Consider the following 15124-nt stretch of genomic DNA (forward strand, 5'->3'; position numbering starts at 1 on the left):
TTTCGTCGGGTGCTGGTGTGTGTGGGCGTGCGACGGCGCATGGTAAGGGATACCCCTCCTCCCGCTCTTTCGGCGCCCCCCCCCCCCCCCCCCCCCCTTCTTCTGCCCCCCCCCCCCCCCCCCCCCCCCCCCCCGACGCGTCCCACATCCCGCCTGAACTGCCGTGACAGGGCCGGCCGACCCCGTCTCCCGGGGCCGGCCGGCCCTGTCCGTTTTGGCGGCCGTTAGCGCGCCACTGCCGGACTGCTGGTGGTCTCCGTGGTCCACAGCCGTCCCTCGGCGTAGGCGAGCGCCGCCGATTCGAACTGGAGCGCCACGTGGGTGGCCGAGGTGTTGACGTCCCGCCAGTAGCGCTGCAGCGGGGCGCTCTCCCCGTAACCCGTGGTGCCGCCGTTCGCCGCGAGCCGGTTGACCGCGGAGGCCAGCATCCGCACGGACAGGGCGGTGTCGCGCAGATTGCGCCGGGTCTGCTCGGGCGTCACCTCAGCGCCCAGGTCGGCGACGTGCGCGCACCGCTCCAGCAGCAGCCGTGCGGCGTCCGTCTCCCCGGCCGAGTGGGCCAGCACGCCGGCGAGTGCCTCGCGGCTGGGGCCCGGTGCCTGGGGCCGCAGGAGTACGGAGCGCGCCTTGACCACCGCGTAGGCCGACCACTGGCCGAGCGCGCCCTCGGCGGCGCCAAGGAGCGGCCCGGCAAAGGAGAGCCCGTTGGCAGCTTCCAGCGGCACGGTGTGACAGGGCGCCGTGGACGCCGTGGGGCGGCCCGTCAGCAGGTCGGCGCGGGCGAAGGTGCGCCGCTCGGGAACGAACACGCCGGAGGCGACCACCGTGTGGCTGCCGGTGGCCCGCATACCGACGCTCTCCCAGCTCTCCACGACCTCCACCTCGTCCCGGGGAACCGCGAAGACCCGGGGCCCGGCCCCGTCGGGCAGCGTGGCGCACAGCAGCAGCCAGTCCGCGTACGCCACGGCGCTGATGTAGGGCCAGCGCCCGGAGACTGTCCAGCCGCCGGCCGCGGGGGCGGCCTGCCCGAAGGGGGAGAGGGAGCCGACGACGAGCGCGTCGGGCCCCTGCGCCCACACCTCCCGGTAACCCTCGGCGGGCAGATACGCCGCCATCCGGCCCAGGTTGGCGGCCAGCGAGGCGCACCAGGCGGTGGCGGGGCAGGCGGCGCCGACCCGCGCCACCGCCTCGGTGAGCTCCGCGAAGGTGCCCTCGGCGCCGCCGCACTCCCGGGGTACGAAGTGCCGGGCGAAACCGGCCTCGACCAGCAGTTTGACCACGTCGGGGTCGAGCTTGCGGGCCTCCTCGGCCCCTCGCGCGGATTCGGCGGCCTGTTGGGCCAGTTCCTCGGTGTCCAGCATCCTTGCGCCTCCCATGGACCGCGTCGTGCGGGGAAGCAGCCGTGGGCATGGACGTCGCACTCCAGGCGGCCATGCCGTCAGCGGCGTGCGTTCGCGCACCCGTCGTCCGCCACGGTCCCGGCCTCCGCTGGAAGGCGGCTGGAGGTCGGCTCGACAGCGGCCGCCGTCACCGCTCCCGACTCCAGCGTGCTGCTCAGGAGCTGGTCGAAGCCGGCCTTGATGCGCTCCGGCGAGAAGCCCCTGACCCGGCTCTGGTGGTCGATCAGGCTGGGCGCGAAGGGGGCCAGCAGCGCGTCCGCCAGAAAGTCCGCGTCGGCGTCCGGGCGCAGCTCGGCGATCAGCCGGCCGGCATGCGCGTGCTGAAAGTCGTAGGAGTCGCTGACGTAGCGCGCGGGCGGCGAACTGGACTCGGCGAGCAGCAGCAGTTCCCGCTGCCCGACGGAGAGGTCGACGAGCGCGTGCAGGAAGGCACGCAGCCGCTCACCGGCGTCGGCCTGCGGCCCCAAGGGGGGCGGGCCCTCCACCACCCGGGCCCGGAACAGCTGATGCTGTTCCTCCAGGAGCGCGAAGACCAGTCCGGCGCGGTCGCCGAAGCGGCGGTAGACCGTGCCCACGCCCACGTCCGCCACCCGGGCCACCTCGTCGAGGGAGAGCCGCTCCGCTGCTCCGGCGGCCACCAGACGGGCGGCCGCGGCCAGGATCTTCTGTCGGTTGCGCACCGCGTCGGCGCGTTCGGATGGGGCTGCGGCCATGGCCGTGAGCATAGTTCGCCCTTCTCCAGTGGCGTACGAGGTCGTTGCTTGCGATACGGAAGTCTCTCCGCTTAGGCTCGGCGCGCGTATCGATATGGAGAAATCTCCGCTTGTCTCGCCGAGAGGAAGTCCCCGTGGCTGCTGACCAGTTCGACCCCGCGCCCACCACACCCGCCGAAGGAGACCCGGGCAGTTACAACCTCCCGGTCATGCAGGAGTTCCGGCAGAACGGCGGCAAGGTCGGCGGCCCCTTCGAGGGCGGTTCGCTCATCCTGCTCACCACCAAGGGGGCGAAGTCCGGCGTGGTGCGCACGGTGCCCACGCTCTTCTTCGCCCAGGCCGACGGCAGCCTGCTGATCTTCGGCAGCAACGGCGGCGCGGACACCCACCCCGCCTGGTTCCACAACATCAAGGTGAATCCCCGGGTGACCGTCGAGACCGGCGAGGAGACCTACTCGGCCATCGCGACCGAGGTGCCGGCCGGGAGCGAGGAGCGCGACCGTCTCTTCGCCGAGGCCGCCGCCGAGGTGCAGGCCTTCGCCGCCTACCAGGCCCAGACCGAGCGGAAGATCCCCCTGGTCATACTGAGCCGGAAGGACTGAGCCGTGCGCTACACGCTTCTCGGCAGGACCGGGGTCCGGATATCCAGGCTGGCGCTGGGCACCATGACCTTCGGCGACGACTGGAAACTCCCCGAGGCGACGCGCGCGCGGATCTTCGACCAGTACGCCGAGGCCGGCGGCAACTTCATCGACACCGCGGACGAGTACGGCGACGGATCGGCGGAGACGGCGCTCGGCAAGCTGCTCGCCGGACGCCGCGACCAGTTCGTCCTCAGCACCAAGTACACGATGCAGACGCGGCCGGGTGACCTGAACTCCGCGGGCAACCACCGGAAGAACCTGGTGCGTTCCCTGGAGGCGAGCCTGCGCCGGCTCGGCACGGACCACCTGGACATGCTGTGGGTGCACGCCCGGGACACCCTCACCCCGGTGCCCGAGGTGATGCGGGCGCTGGACGACCAGGTGCGCGCGGGCAAGGTGCTCTACGTCGGTGTGTCCGACTGGCCCGCTTGGGAGGTGGCCCAGGCCAACACCCTGGCCGAACTGCGTGACTGGTCGCCCTTCGCGGGACTGCAGATCAGGTACAACCTGCTGGAGCGCACCGTCGAGCGTGAACTCCTCCCGATGGCCCACGCCTTCGACCTGCCGGTGTTCGCCTGGGGCCCGCTGGCCGACGGGCGGCTCACCGGCAAGTACCTGCGCTCCGAGGAGGGGCGGCTGGACCACGTGGCCTGGGGGCAGGGCGGCACCGGCCCCGGCGACGACGTCGTGGAGGAGACCGTGCGGGTCGCCGAGGCCGCCGGAGTCAGCCCCGCCCAGGTGGCGTTGGCCTGGCTGCTGTCCCGGCCCGGAAACGTGGTGCCGATCCTCGGTGCCACGAAGCCCGAGCAGCTCGCCGACAACCTGGGCGCCGTCGAAGCCGTGCTGGAGGACGACTGGCTGGCGGGCCTGGAACGGGTCAGCCGTGTGGAGCCGGGCTTCCCGCACGACTTCCTGCGCTTCCCGGCCATGCGGGACGCCATCTACGGCGACCGCTGGCAGCAGGTCGACGACCTGCGGACGACCGCGCGACGGGTGCCGGCCGACGACCGGTACGGGGCCGCCTGAGCGCTCCGCCGGAAGTGTGGTGCCTGAACCAACAGTGCGGCGGAGCGGCCAACCGGCCCGCTCCGCCGCACTGTTGTGTCACCGCACCGGCCCCGGAAGGGCTACGCGTCCTTCACGTTCACGGTCTCCGACAGATTCACCTTGGCGACGATCTGTTCCACCTTCACCCGGACCACGACGCCGTTGGGGATGGTGAACCGCTCGGAGAACTCCTCCTCGCGCCGCTTGCCGTGGTACCGGCCACCGATCCGGGCGGTCCAGGTACGCAGTTCGTCGATGTCCTCGCTGAGCGTCGCCCGCCCGCGCACCAGCACGAACGAGAACGGCGGACGCTCGTCGTCCCACAGCATCGCGATCCTGCCGTCCCGTTGCAGGGAGCGGCCCTTCACGCTGTCCTTCTGGCACGTGTAGATGATGTCGTCGCCGTCCATGATGACTCCGACCGGGACGACATGGGGGCTGCCGTCCTTGCGGACCACCGAGGCCTTCGCGGTCCTGGGCGGATCGGCCATGATGAACTCCCGCCACCAACCCTCGGGCGCGTCCACGTAGTTGGGCATCAGTGCGTCTCCTTCTCCTGCTGTTCCGCCGTCTCGTCGGACGCCGTGCTGTCGGACTCTGTGCTGTCGAACCCTGAGCTGTCGGACGCCGTGCTGTCGGATGCCGTGCTGTCGGCTGCGATGCGGTCGGTTGCGATGCTGTCGGCTGCGATGCCGTCGGGCTTCGCGCGCCGCCAGGTGAGCACGCGCTCCGGCGCGCGGCCCCCCACCGGTGTCACGGCCGTGCCGCGCAGCGACAGCGTTTCGCCGTCGAGCGTGACCCGGCGTATCTGTTCGGTGCCCGCCATCCGCGGATGGGCGCTGACCTGGACCCGGTGCGTCATCCGGTCCCCGGCCAGCCGCCACTGCCCCGAGTAGCCCATGTAGGTCTCCAGGGCCGGGGCCTCGCCGGTCTTCATCATGCTCACCGCGACATGGCCGTCCGCGGTGTAGATCAGCAGCCCGGCCGGCGCCTCGCCCAACGGCCCCGCCACCGTGCCCCCGTCCTCGCCCACCTCCGTGTACGAGGCCAGCCGCCACACTCCGACGACCTCTTCCGGCGTCACCGCGAGCGCCTGCTGGTCACGCGGTAGGAGCCGAGCCGCACGGCCGCGCCCTGTCCGAAGAGCCGCCCGGCGTCGGTGCTGTCCTCGTCGGCGAAGGTCTGCTCCTGCGGCGCACCGACCGAGGGCCGGTAGTACGTGGTGTGCTTGCGCGCGGAGAGCCGTACGAGGCCCTTGTCGGTGGGCCAGGACGCGTCCAGCAGGGTCAGCAGTCCGAGCCCGGCGTTGAGCTGCCGCGGCTTGACCAGCGTCTCCTCGCCGCCCTCGTCCAGGGTCGCGGTGGACCGGTCGAGACGGTGTCCGATGCGGTCCACCCGGAAGTGCTCCTCGCCGTCGATGAGCCAGCGCACCACCCCGGCCGCGCGGTCGTAGGCGATGCCGAAGTCGTGGCTGTCGCCGGGCCGTCGCGCGACCAACGGCACGGTGTGCGCGAACGAGGCGTAGTCGCCCAACTGGCCGCGCAGGAAGGTGGGGCGCCCGTACCAGGCGTAGATCCGCTTGTTGGTGACCACGAAGTCGAAGGAGACGGAGCTCTCCGGGTCGGTGGTCAGCATCATCGCGGAGGCCAGCCGCAGATCGTCCTCCGGATCCCGCACCGCGTCCCCGAAGGGGTGGTCGGCGGTGCCGTAGGTCCGGCCGGAGAGCCGCGTCTCGAAGAGGAGTTCGTAGCCCTCGTGGGCGTCGAAACCCGGGTGGCCGCTGGAGGCGGTGTGACTGGTGTACGCGATGAACTTGGCGTGGTCCCCGGAGCCCGGCATGCCGACCGGGTTCTCGGCGGGGATGGTCTGCGTGAACGCCGGCTCGCCGGTCGCGGGGTGGCTGCCGCGTGCCCGTACGGACAGCTCGCCCGGGCGGGTCGTGACGATGCCGTCGTCGGCCCGGTAGGGGCCGCCCGCCACGTGGAACCACCGGGCGCCCTCGCCCTCGGTGCGGAACCCCTCGGCGAAGTCGTCCCAGACCATCCGGTAGCCACGGCTGCCCGGTTTGGCGGTGGAGGTCCCTGGAGTCGTCATGACGGTGCCCAGTGCGGCGGCGGCGAGCAGCAGGCCGTGCCGGGAGACGAACGTTCTGCGCGGCATCGGAACCGCTCCTTTCCTCGGGGTGTCCAGGGGTGCGTCTGCGCGCGGGGTGCGGGGCGTGCGGGGCGCGTTCACGGGTGTCCGTCCAGTACGGCGGCGACCGCCGCCGGGAAGGAGTCCACGACCGTGTCCGCTCCCGCCCGCATCAGTTCGTCGGGGCCTGACACGCCGTACGAGACCCCGATCACCGTCATTCCGGCGGCCCGCCCCATCTCGGCGTCGGGCACCCCGTCACCGATCACCAGGCACTGCTCCGGAGCGAGCCCGAGCCCCTTGGCGACATGCAGGGCCATGTCGGGGTGCGGCTTGCCGCGCTCGACACTGTCGTCGCCCGCGATGACCGTCAGCCGGGTGTCCAGACCGGTGAGTTCGGCGATGGCGCGCGCGGCCTTCTCGACCTTCGAGGTCGCCATGGCCAGCCGGAAACCGGCGGCGGACAGCCGGTCCAGCCCTTCGAGGACCCCGGGATACAGCAACCGCGGACCGGCCGCCCGCACATGGGCGCCGAACCGCCGCCCGTACTCCTCGGTCGCCTCGGCCACCCGCGGGTCCTCCACGGGAACGCCCAGCAGCCCGGCGAGGGAGGCGGGCAGCGGGCGGCCGACGGTGGAGAGGATCGCCCCTCGGGACACCGCCGTGCCCATCGCCGCCAGGACTTCGGCGGTGATGGTGGCGATGGCGGCGGGGGTGTCCGCGAGCGTGCCGTCGAGGTCGAGGATCACCCCACGGTCCGCCGCGGCGGGGGCGCCGCTCACCGCTCCGCCTGTACGGCGCTCAGGGCGGCGGAGAACTCTCCCGCGACCCGGGCGGTGCTGAGCAGCAGGGAGCGGCCGGCCTTGGGCAGCATGCCGCCGGAGGCCCTGGCGAGCGCCTTCATCAGGTACGGGCTGACCGCGTTGCCGACGATGCCCTCCTGGTCGCACTGGGCGAGGGCCTCGGCGATGGCCGCCTCGACGACCGCCTCGTCCACCGCGTCCTGCTCGTCGATGGGAGTGGTGAGCAGCACCGTGCCGGGTCCGTTGACCTGCCAGTGCGCCTCGGCGGCGCGCGCGGCGGTGTGCAGGTCGTCCATGCGGGTCACGGGCACATCGGCTTCGCGCACCACGAAGGCCGCGAGCCTGTCGGTGCGGTACCCGTACACGGGGACACCGGCTGTCTCCAGGTACTCGGCGGTCAGCCGGTGGTCCAGGATGCTCTTCGCGCCGCCGGAGACCACGGTCATCTTCGTCTTGCGGAACTGGAGCAGGTCGGGGGAGATGTCGAGGGTGTCCTGGCCCCGGCGGTGCACGCCGCCGATGCCCGCCGTGGTGAAGACCTGGATGCCGGCCCGCTCGGCGATCACGATGGTGCCGGCCACCGTCGTCGCCCCGAGTCCGCCGCCGGCCAGCGCGCCGCCGATGTCCCGCGCGCTGATCTTCGGAATGCCCTTGGTGGAGGCGAAGCGTTCGATGAGGGAGTCGGTCAGACCGACGACGAGTTTCCCGCCGGCGATCCCGATGGTGGCGGGTACGGCCCCGGCGCCCCGTACCGCCTTCTCGATCAGTGAGGCGGTCTCGGACGAGGGGTCGGTGGTGATGAGCGAGGACTCCAGCGCCACCACCGGACGCCGTTCCGCGAGCGCGGTGGCGATCTCGTCGCTGACCTCTAGCAGCTGGTCGGGCTGTCGTTCCATGTCCGGGGTGTCCTTCCTGAGGTGCGGGAACTGACTCGCCAGGCCACCCTCCCCGCCCCCGCTGGAGCCCCGGTCGAGGAGCTGTCGAAGCTCGGGCCGCAGCGGTCCTCAAGAGAAACTCCGGTGCCTTCCGGCACGGTCGCGGAACCGGAAACCGCTGAAACAGGGGGTAGTTGTGGCAAGGGGAACGATGAGACACAAGGTCGCGTACGCCGTGGTGGCCGCGGCGGCCGTGGTGGCGCTGCTGCCGGCGACCGCGCAGTCCGCGCCGACGGCGTCGCAGGCGGGGGCGGACGGCGGGACCGTCCTGTTCCAGGACACGTACGGCACCGGCTTCACCACCGGTGAGAACGGCAACTGGCTGCTCCAGGGCGATGCGGAGTGGCCGACCGGGGACGCCGTCGTCACCACGCCGGGCGGCGTGCTCAACGTGGTGCCCACGGGCGTCAACCCGAAGACGGGCGACCCGGCCTACGCCCGCAGCACCGGCCCGGACGGCGGCGCGGACTCGGACGACCACATCAAGTGGATCGCCTTCCCCAACCGGTTCACCGCCGAGAACGTCCCGGGCTTCGAGGTGCCGGACACCGGCTCCATCAGCTGTGTGCACAAGGTGGCGGGCCGGACCTTCGGCACCGAGAACCCGTTCGGGAGCACCGTCAAGGACCCGGCGTCCGACATCCGGCTCGCCTCGATCGCGCTGATCACCGCCGACTTCGAGTCCCGGGCGATCGCCGACTTCTCGGTCACGAACGACACCATCTACGCCATCTACGAGCGTCTGCCGAGCGAGACGGAGGACTACGCCTCCTACGGTTACGCGATCCCGCTGGCCAAGACGGCGCGGGGGGCGATGCACGAGCTGGAGGTCCGGCTGGACCAGAGCGGCAAGCGGGTGACCTGGTTCGTGGACGGTCGCCAGAAGCTCCAGACCGACAAGATCGGCACGCGGGCCTTCGACCGCAAGTACATGACGCTCGACCACGGCGGCGAGGAGGAGCCGGTCGAGCTCGACCAGATCACCTGCGGCATGGGCCTGGGCAGTCTGCTGGACGGGGCCAAGCCGGGCGCGGCCGACGGCGGGGCGCTGGTGCGGCTCAAGCACAAGGACGGCTTCTACTTCGATCCGCGGCGCGGTGAGCCGGTGGAGCAGAAGTTCTTCGACCCCGACAGCAAGGTCGAGAACCGGCTCTTCGGCCAGGGCTCCGAGATCAGGATGGACTGGACGAAGGTGATCCGCAGGCCCTGACCGGGGGAGCGGATCACGGGACACGACCGAGCGGGGCCGCCCAGAACTGGGACGGCCCCGCTGTCGTGCGCGCTACCGGTTCTCACCGGCGCGCAGGTTCAACACCCTGCTTCGAACCGCGTGCTAGCGCAGTTCGAGGGCGAGATCGCGCTCCACATAGGTGCTTCGCGGTTTGTCCAGGCCTCCGCCCAGGACCTGCTGGTGCAGCCGCTGTATCCGGTCGGACGGTTCGACGCCGAGTTCGCCGACGAGCGCCGAGCGCAGTTGCTGGTAGACGTCCAGCGCCCGCCAGGTGTGCCCGGAACGGCACAGGGCGATCATCAGCTGCGCATGGAAGCTCTCGTGCATCGGATGCTGGGCGACCAGCATCCGCAGCTCGCCGAGGAGTTCGGCGTGCCTGCCGAGTCGCAGATCGGCTTCGATCCGCAGTTCGAGCGCCCGCGCCCTGGCCTCCTCGATGCCGAGGATCTCGGTGTCCAGGACATGCCCCGTCGGTACGTCGATGAGGGCCGAGCCGTGCCACAAGGCCAGGGCCCGGCCGAGTACTTCGGCGGCCAGGCCGGCCTCGCCCCTCTCCAGTGCGGCGCTTCCCTCCGCCGTGAGTCGTTGGAAGGTTCCGACATCGCTGCTGTGCACCGGTTCGGACAACAGGTATCCGCCGAACCGCGTGGACAGTACGTCCTTCGCCGTCGGTCGTCGGACGTCCGGCCGGGCTGCGCTGATCCTGCGGCGGAGTTGAAGGATGTAGGTCTGCAAGGTGGTCTGTGCGCTCCGGGGTATTCGGTCACCCCAGATCTCCTCCATGAGAACCGGTACGGGAACGATCCGTCCGGCTCGCAGGGCGAGGAGTGCCAGTATCTGCCGAGGCTTGCCCGCGCTCGGCACGATCGATGTGCCGTCCAGACGGATGTCGAGCGGTCCTAAAACTTCGATTTCCATATCCAGGCCCCCTGTCGGAAAATTCCAATTGGGAGCCTCGCAGAGGACTTCGGATCGACATAGTGAATCCGCCATGGCTGTGCCTATGAATTCCTCATACCCGGCAGGGGTGATCGGCACGGGGAGGAAAAGGTGGGGCGAGAACAAGCCAATATTGTGCGACGCCGTGTCGGGTGACACACCCTGGGGATGTGAATTCTGGCACACCTCCGCCGGAGCGGGCAACCTTATGTAACGCGCATTTATCGACCTGTTGGCCGGAATGTAAAAGCCCCGGCCCGGGAGACGGGTGCGGGGCTTTCTGCGGCGCTCGGTGCGGTTCGGTGCCGGCGCGGGCGCCGCCCGCGGTTCAGGACCGGCGGCAGTCCACATGGCTGATCTGTTTCCACGGCTGACCCTCGAACCGGATGAAGGCGTCGTCGGTGAACCGGTCCTCGTTGACCACCCGGAACTCGTCCTTGCTGTCCGCGTGCCCGCCGGGCGTGATGTACGGACCCTGGAAGCGCAGCATGCCGCGCTTCCAGCCGGCGGAGGACGCGGTTCCGGTGTTGCCCCAGGTGTCCCAGTAGAAGGAGGTGTACTGGTTGTCGATCGTGTTCAGGCCAAAGACCCAGCGCCCCTCGAACGCGGGGCTCTTGAGGTGCATCTCGTAGAACTTGCCCTCAAGGGTCTTCTTGGTGTCCCAGTTGAGGGTGACCGTGGTGGGCTCCTCAAGCGTGAGGTCGGTGTACGCGCAGGTGTAGTCGCCGAGCAGGAAGTCGAGTTCGGTCATGGAGACCGCCTTGGCCGACCCTCTCGCGTCCTGCTGGGCCCCGGCGGGCGCCGAGCCGATCAGCGGGAGCACGAGCACGCCGACGAGTGTCCCGAGGCCGCCCCGGACGAGGCGCCGCGAAGATACGGAGAGCATGGGCACGTTCCTTTCCTGAAGGTCCCCGAGGTCCTGAAGGCCCTCAGGGTTTCGAAGGTCCTGTGCCACACACTGTGGTCCGCGATGATCGAGGATCGGTCGAGGGCTTCCGGGGCGTCCGCGGCGTCGGGCGCGGACGCGGGTGCCCGGCCGCGACCGACCGCGGACATGCCGGTGCCCCGCCGCGACCGATCCGCGGCGGGGCACCCCTGACGAGGGCGGGGGTCCCTCTCAGGGGGCGACGCGCGCCTTCGTCCCGGCCTCCGGGGGCAGGGCCGTGCCGGTGGCGGCCGTCGCGTGGTGGTGGTCGGAGTCGTCATCGTCCGCGTCGACATCGCTCACGTCGACCCGGCCCGGCGGCAGCACGAGGGCGAGCAGTCCGGCCAGTGTGTAGAGGCCGACGACGGTCAGCAGGCCGACGACCGCCGAGTCGGTGGGCGAGTGCCGGTCCTCGAGCAGCGTGAAGTAGACGGTGCCCACGATCGCGACACCGGTGGCCACGCCGATCTGGATGGACGTGTTGATCAGCGAGGACGCGGCGCCCGAGGCGGACTTGGGCATCTGGGCCAGCACGATGGTGAGCAGCGTCCCCGCCACCATGGCGAGGCCGATACCGGAGACGATCATGCCGGGTGCCAGGTGCCACCACTCCAGCGAGCCGGAGTAGTGGTCGACGGTCCAGGTGATGACCCCCATGCCCACGGCCATGACCGCGCAGCCCAGGAGCACCACCCGGCGGCCGAGCGGCATCAGTTGAGGGGCCACGGCCGAGCCGATGCCCACACCCAGGGTGAACGTGACCAGTGCCACCGCGGTGCGCAGCGGGGAGTACCCCTCGCCCGTCTGGAGATGGACCGTGAGGACCAGCTGGTAGGCCATCCCGCAGAAGAACAGGATGGCGACGAGCAGGCCGCCGAGCGAGCTGCGGTGGTGCAGCAGTGCCGGGTCGATGATCGGTGACTCGCCGCGGGCGATCACCCGGTGCTCGTAGCGGACGAACAGCCAGAGGATCACCGGGCAGGCGATCATCAGGGCGAAGGTCCACCAGGGCCAGTCCAGTTCGCGTCCCTGTACGAGCGGGAAGAGCAGGCTGATCAGGCCGACGGTCGCGATCAGGGTGCCGCGGATGTCGAAGCTCTCCCGGGTCTCCACGCGCGACTCGCGGGTGAGGATGGCGGCGGCGACCAGCGCGGCCAGTCCGACGGGAACGTTGACGTAGAAGACCGGCCGCCATCCCAGGCCGAAGAGGTCGGCCTCCAGGAGGACGCCGCCCAGCAGGGGGCCGCCGATGCCGCCCACGGCCAGCGACATGCCGTAGAGGGACATCGCCTTCGGGCGCTCGGACTTGGGGAAGTCCACCTGGAGCATCGCCAGGACCTGCGGCACCATCAGCGCGGCCGCGGCGCCCTGGAGGATCCGGGAGACGATGAGCATCTCCGGGTTGGTCGCCGCGCCCGCCAGCGCCGAGGTGACGACGAAGGCGCCGAGGCCGATGAGGTAGATCCGCCGGCGTCCGAGCTGGTCGCCGAGGCGGGAACCGGTGATCATGGCGGCGGCGAAGGCCAGCGTGTACCCCGCCACCGACCACTCCAGCTGGGCGGAGGAGGCGTCCAGGTCCTCCTGGACGGCGGGCAGGGCCACGTTGAGAACGGTGTTGTCCACCATGTCCATGAACACCGCGAACAGGGTGACGGCCAGCGTCGCCCAGCGCTTCGGGCTGTACTGCGCCGGGGGCGCCGTATCAGCTTGTTCTTCCACCGTCATGGGACGGCCCTTCCGGTAGGCTCGGGAGCAGCAAGGGAAGCAAGACAAATCTGTTTTGCTTTCAAAGCAAAGCTATTGCGGGGGCTGTGTCATGTCAAGCGATGGTCGGCAGGGGGCAGGGCTGAGCGTCGACAACGGGGTCCGGACGCTCCTGCTCCTCATGCCGCGTGTCGTCGCACGCACCAAACGCACGCCGGTGCCTCAGCAGTTGGAGGAGTACAACCTCGCTCCGCGCCACCTGTCCCTGCTGGCCTACCTGTACTTCGACGGGCCGCTCGCCGTCAGCGAGCTGGCCACCCGGCTGGAGTTGGTCCCGGCCACGGTCAGCCTGCTCGTCGGGGAGCTGAACCGGTACGGCGTGGTGGACCGCAAGGAGGACGAGGCCGACCGGCGCCGCAAGATCGTCAGCATCGCCGAGCCGTACCGGGAAGCGGTGCGCAGCTGGCTGGAGAACGGCGTGAACGCCTGGCGGGTCGCACTCGAACCGCTGAGCCCTGCCGAACGGCAGACCTTCATCGACACCCTGCGCGTGTACGAGCGTGAGCTCATGGGCGCGCAGGACCGACAGGCGGTCGCGGCCACCGCAGACTGATCGACGTCCGCAGGCGCGCGCCGTGGCGTGCCTCTCGCGGAATCGGCCCGCCGAAGGGCGGGCCGGCCACATCCGTGATGTGACGGTTGTTCGCACGCCCTCGTGAACGACTGCGGGGGTCGGTCCATGTATGCGCAGGGGGAAAGCTACGTGGTCTACGCAGAGAATCGACTCCACGACCATCACTACGACTACGACTACGAATCCGATGACCGTGAATCGGGAATCGGTGCGGAATTAGGCGCGACCGGGCTGAGACTGGCCCTGTTCATCACCGGCGCGGTCCAGTTGGGCTACGCACTGATGGCAATCCTGAATCTGCTGAAGTGGCACCACGAATCCCTGAGTCTCGTGGGCGCCGTGCTGATACTGATCGCATTCTTCGGGCTGCAGCTATTTCACTGCAATCCCTATGCCGTTCATCTCAGGGCCAGGGTCGGTCCCTGGACACTTGTCCTGCAGGCCGCACTGGCCTATACCCCGTTCCCCATGTTCGGCGTGCTGTGGGGCGGCTTCGGCGGATTCCTCTCGGGGGCCGTGCTGGTCGTGCTCCGGGGCTCGCCGCTCGCCTGGGTCCTCTTCGTCCTCAACGCCTCCGCCGTGCTCGCGCTCGCACTCTCCACGTTCGCCCTCGCCGCGTCGGTCTATCTGACGCTCGCCACCGTGGTCATCGGGCTGATGGTCTACGGGCTGACCCGGCTGAGCGACATCGTCGTCGAGCAGTACAGGCTGCGCCACCGGACGGCCTGGGCCGCTGTCTCCGGGGAGCGGCTCCGCTTCGCCCGCGACCTGCACGACCTGCTCGGCTACAGCCTCTCCGCCATCACGCTGAAAAGTGAACTGACGCTGCGGAAGGTGGGAGTCGACGACGAGCGCGCCCGCAAGGAACTGGTCGAGACGCTGAACATCGCACGGCAGGCGCTGGCCGACGTCCGGGCCGTCGCCCGTGGCTGCCGGAACATGTCCGTCACGGCGGAGCTGCGTTCGGTGTCCGGAGTGCTCAACGCGGCGGACGTGGAGACCACGGTCGAGGGCGAGCCCGGCGACCTCGACCCGCGAACCGGCTCGATACTGGCCATAGTGCTCCGGGAGGCCGTCACCAACCTGCTGCGCCACAGCGCGGCGAGCCACTGCCGCATCGAGTTCGGCGAGGCCGACGGGGAGCTGTGGCTGGCGATCTCCAACGACGGCGTCGAGGCCGGGGCGTCACGCACCGAGGCCGGCCGCCGCAGCGGAGGCCTCGGCAATCTCGCCGACCGGCTGGGTGCCGTCGGCGGAAGGCTGACCGTCACCACCGAGTGGGGCTGGTTCCATCTGCGCGCCGCTCTGCCGGCCCGGCCCGCCGAACCTCCGGCCCGTACCGGGCGACAGCCCACGCATCACCACGCACGCTGACACGGGGGGTGGTCAGATGACACCGTTGTCCCTGGCGATCCGGACCGCGTCGACCCGATTTCGGGCACCGAGCTTGTGGACGATCGTCGTGAGGTAGTTGCGCACCGTACCGACGCTCAGATGCAGTTCCTTCGCGATGACCCGCACGTCCTCGCCCGCGGCGGCCAGGCGCAGTACGTCCACCTCGCGTGGCGTCAGCTGCTGCGCCGGGCCGTCCCAGGCCATCAGGGCGAGTTGCGGATCGATGACCCGCTGACCCGCCGCCACCTTGCGTATCGCCTGGGCCAGTTCGCTCGGCAGTGCGTCCTTGAGTACGTATCCGTCCACCTGGGCGGCGAGTGCGCGGCGGAGCGCCGCCGGGTTGCCGAGGCTCGTGATGATGAGGACCCGGCAGGAGGGGACACAGGAGCGGAGCTTCGCGGCGGCCGTCAGCCCGTCGGTGCCGGGGAGGTCGATATCGATCACGGCAATGTCGGGCCGGTGTTCCAGCACGGTGGGAAGAATGTCGTTCCCATTGCCCACCTCCGCCACGACGCTGAGATCCTGCTCCAGTTCCAGCAACGCCACCAGCGCCCCGCGGAGCATCGGCACATCCTCGGCAATGATCAGCCGTATCACGAGCTGTTCCCCCTAGTTTATTGT

General features: G+C 70.4%; 16 protein-coding genes. 5 read left to right on the forward strand and 11 right to left on the reverse strand.

What is annotated here, in order from left to right; translation table 11 throughout:
• Positions 1-224: 224 nt before the first annotated feature.
• Together ACZ5VQ_RS40375 and ACZ5VQ_RS40380 are read right to left on the reverse strand one after the other, a co-directional pair.
• Positions 225-1361, reverse strand: a complete 1137-nt coding sequence (locus tag ACZ5VQ_RS40375; protein ID WP_469109355.1) for an acyl-CoA dehydrogenase family protein — start codon at positions 1359-1361, stop codon at positions 225-227.
• A 77-nt stretch (positions 1362-1438) separates the two neighbouring features.
• Entirely contained in the window at positions 1439-2113 is a 675-nt protein-coding gene (locus ACZ5VQ_RS40380; protein WP_469109356.1) for a TetR/AcrR family transcriptional regulator, read from the reverse strand.
• Positions 2114-2247: 134 nt separating this feature from the next.
• Between ACZ5VQ_RS40380 and ACZ5VQ_RS40385 the strand changes: the two genes are divergently transcribed.
• A complete protein-coding gene (locus ACZ5VQ_RS40385) occupies positions 2248-2715 on the forward strand; it encodes a nitroreductase/quinone reductase family protein (RefSeq protein WP_469109357.1) in 468 nt (155 codons plus the stop codon).
• 3 nt (positions 2716-2718) lie between these two features.
• Positions 2719-3783, forward strand: a complete 1065-nt coding sequence (locus ACZ5VQ_RS40390) for an aldo/keto reductase (protein ID WP_469109358.1) — start codon at positions 2719-2721, stop codon at positions 3781-3783.
• A gap of 101 nt (positions 3784-3884) precedes the next feature.
• On the opposite strand, the gene ACZ5VQ_RS40395 is transcribed toward ACZ5VQ_RS40390, so the two are convergent.
• The 5 genes from ACZ5VQ_RS40395 to ACZ5VQ_RS40415 form a co-directional block, all read right to left on the reverse strand.
• Positions 3885-4343 carry a PPOX class F420-dependent oxidoreductase gene (locus ACZ5VQ_RS40395; RefSeq protein WP_383942977.1) on the reverse strand — a complete coding sequence of 153 codons (459 nt, stop codon included), beginning with the start codon at positions 4341-4343 and terminating at the stop codon, positions 3885-3887.
• A complete protein-coding gene (locus ACZ5VQ_RS40400; protein ID WP_469109359.1) occupies positions 4343-4888 on the reverse strand; it encodes a lipocalin-like domain-containing protein in 546 nt (181 codons plus the stop codon). The genes ACZ5VQ_RS40395 and ACZ5VQ_RS40400 overlap by 1 nt, the downstream gene beginning before the upstream one ends.
• Positions 4885-5964, reverse strand: a complete 1080-nt coding sequence (locus ACZ5VQ_RS40405; protein WP_469109360.1) for a DUF6081 family protein — start codon at positions 5962-5964, stop codon at positions 4885-4887. The genes ACZ5VQ_RS40400 and ACZ5VQ_RS40405 overlap by 4 nt, the downstream gene beginning before the upstream one ends.
• A gap of 71 nt (positions 5965-6035) precedes the next feature.
• Positions 6036-6719, reverse strand: coding sequence for an HAD family hydrolase (locus tag ACZ5VQ_RS40410; protein WP_469109361.1), 684 nt, complete (start codon positions 6717-6719; stop codon positions 6036-6038).
• Positions 6716-7636, reverse strand: coding sequence for a pseudouridine-5'-phosphate glycosidase (locus tag ACZ5VQ_RS40415; RefSeq protein WP_469109362.1), 921 nt, complete (start codon positions 7634-7636; stop codon positions 6716-6718). Before ACZ5VQ_RS40415 ends, ACZ5VQ_RS40410 begins: the two co-directional genes overlap by 4 nt.
• 190 nt (positions 7637-7826) lie before the next feature.
• On the opposite strand from ACZ5VQ_RS40415, the gene ACZ5VQ_RS40420 reads away from it, so the two are divergent.
• Entirely contained in the window at positions 7827-8885 is a 1059-nt protein-coding gene (locus ACZ5VQ_RS40420) for a DUF6081 family protein (RefSeq protein WP_469109363.1), read from the forward strand.
• A gap of 123 nt (positions 8886-9008) precedes the next feature.
• Here the strand turns inward: ACZ5VQ_RS40420 and ACZ5VQ_RS40425 are convergent, their stop codons facing one another.
• The 3 genes from ACZ5VQ_RS40425 to ACZ5VQ_RS40435 form a co-directional block, all read right to left on the reverse strand.
• Positions 9009-9824 (reverse strand): AfsR/SARP family transcriptional regulator, encoded by an 816-nt coding sequence (locus ACZ5VQ_RS40425; protein WP_362075105.1) that lies wholly within the window; start codon positions 9822-9824, stop codon positions 9009-9011.
• Positions 9825-10173: 349 nt separating this feature from the next.
• The gene (locus ACZ5VQ_RS40430) at positions 10174-10731 is read right to left on the reverse strand and encodes a hypothetical protein (protein WP_362075108.1); all 558 of its coding nucleotides are present in this window, start codon (positions 10729-10731) and stop codon (positions 10174-10176) included.
• 231 nt (positions 10732-10962) lie between these two features.
• The gene (locus ACZ5VQ_RS40435) at positions 10963-12495 is read right to left on the reverse strand and encodes an MFS transporter (RefSeq protein ID WP_469109364.1); all 1533 of its coding nucleotides are present in this window, start codon (positions 12493-12495) and stop codon (positions 10963-10965) included.
• A gap of 91 nt (positions 12496-12586) precedes the next feature.
• Here ACZ5VQ_RS40435 and ACZ5VQ_RS40440 point away from each other — a divergent pair, with 91 nt between their 5' ends.
• Both ACZ5VQ_RS40440 and ACZ5VQ_RS40445 read left to right on the forward strand, forming a co-directional pair.
• Complete coding sequence (locus ACZ5VQ_RS40440) at positions 12587-13087, forward strand: MarR family winged helix-turn-helix transcriptional regulator (RefSeq protein WP_362075114.1); 501 nt, start codon at positions 12587-12589, stop codon at positions 13085-13087.
• A 150-nt stretch (positions 13088-13237) separates the two neighbouring features.
• Positions 13238-14482: a sensor histidine kinase gene (locus ACZ5VQ_RS40445; protein ID WP_469109365.1), complete on the forward strand. Its 1245-nt coding sequence runs from the start codon at positions 13238-13240 to the stop codon at positions 14480-14482.
• A gap of 12 nt (positions 14483-14494) precedes the next feature.
• On the opposite strand, the gene ACZ5VQ_RS40450 is transcribed toward ACZ5VQ_RS40445, so the two are convergent.
• Positions 14495-15100, reverse strand: a complete 606-nt coding sequence (locus ACZ5VQ_RS40450) for a response regulator transcription factor (protein ID WP_362075120.1) — start codon at positions 15098-15100, stop codon at positions 14495-14497.
• Between the last annotated feature and the right edge of the window lie 24 nt (positions 15101-15124).

It is taken from the genome of Streptomyces sp. NPDC033178, assembly GCF_055577685.1.

Excerpts from the sequence above, each read along its gene's own strand:
- ACZ5VQ_RS40380 (WP_469109356.1), bottom strand. The coding sequence starts at position 2,113 with ATGGCCGCAGCCCCATCCGAACGCGCCGACGCGGTGCGCAACCGACAG.
- ACZ5VQ_RS40405 (WP_469109360.1), bottom strand. The coding sequence starts at position 5,964 with ATGCCGCGCAGAACGTTCGTCTCCCGGCACGGCCTGCTGCTCGCCGCC.
- ACZ5VQ_RS40375 (WP_469109355.1), bottom strand. The coding sequence starts at position 1,361 with ATGCTGGACACCGAGGAACTGGCCCAACAGGCCGCCGAATCCGCGCGA.
- ACZ5VQ_RS40415 (WP_469109362.1), bottom strand. The coding sequence starts at position 7,636 with ATGGAACGACAGCCCGACCAGCTGCTAGAGGTCAGCGACGAGATCGCC.
- ACZ5VQ_RS40435 (WP_469109364.1), bottom strand. The coding sequence starts at position 12,495 with ATGACGGTGGAAGAACAAGCTGATACGGCGCCCCCGGCGCAGTACAGC.
- ACZ5VQ_RS40395 (WP_383942977.1), bottom strand. The coding sequence starts at position 4,343 with ATGCCCAACTACGTGGACGCGCCCGAGGGTTGGTGGCGGGAGTTCATC.
- ACZ5VQ_RS40425 (WP_362075105.1), bottom strand. The coding sequence starts at position 9,824 with ATGGAAATCGAAGTTTTAGGACCGCTCGACATCCGTCTGGACGGCACA.
- ACZ5VQ_RS40440 (WP_362075114.1), top strand. The coding sequence starts at position 12,587 with ATGTCAAGCGATGGTCGGCAGGGGGCAGGGCTGAGCGTCGACAACGGG.
- ACZ5VQ_RS40430 (WP_362075108.1), bottom strand. The coding sequence starts at position 10,731 with ATGCTCTCCGTATCTTCGCGGCGCCTCGTCCGGGGCGGCCTCGGGACA.
- ACZ5VQ_RS40420 (WP_469109363.1), top strand. The coding sequence starts at position 7,827 with ATGAGACACAAGGTCGCGTACGCCGTGGTGGCCGCGGCGGCCGTGGTG.